At 48.1% G+C, this 374-nt stretch carries 3 tRNA genes; all 3 read right to left on the bottom strand.

Features of this window, described 5'->3' with window-relative positions:
• Positions 1-2: 2 nt before the first annotated feature.
• The 3 genes from Q0794_RS18130 to Q0794_RS18120 all read right to left on the bottom strand — a co-directional run bounded on the left by Q0794_RS18130 (position 3) and on the right by Q0794_RS18120 (position 374).
• Positions 3-79: transfer RNA gene (locus tag Q0794_RS18130), tRNA-Arg, on the bottom strand.
• Between the two features lie 78 nt (positions 80-157).
• Positions 158-234, bottom strand: a tRNA-Arg gene (locus Q0794_RS18125).
• A gap of 63 nt (positions 235-297) precedes the next feature.
• Positions 298-374 (bottom strand) — tRNA-Arg (locus Q0794_RS18120).

Below are 374 nucleotides of genomic sequence, written 5' to 3'. Positions count from 1 at the left end.
AATGGTGCGGGTGAAGGGATTCGAACCCCTGACCGCCTGGTTCGTAGCCAGGTACTCTATCCAGCTGAGCTACACCCGCATGGTGCTTAATATTATTGGGAATAATATTAATAGGCTCTAAAAACAAAAAACTTACAAAAGTAAGCTTTATAAAGAATGGTGCGGGTGAAGGGATTCGAACCCCTGACCGCCTGGTTCGTAGCCAGGTACTCTATCCAGCTGAGCTACACCCGCCGCGATATTCTTTTGTTTTTATTCAATTCTTAAGCTCACCGTCTTTTCGTGCAAATAGAAAGATGGTGCGGGTGAAGGGATTCGAACCCCTGACCGCCTGGTTCGTAGCCAGGTACTCTATCCAGCTGAGCTACACCCGC

This window comes from uncultured Psychromonas sp., from assembly GCF_947489755.1.
Classification (GTDB): domain Bacteria; phylum Pseudomonadota; class Gammaproteobacteria; order Enterobacterales; family Psychromonadaceae; genus Psychromonas.
The sequence above is the reverse complement of the archived record's forward strand: the minus strand, read 5'-3'. Positions and strand labels throughout refer to the sequence as shown.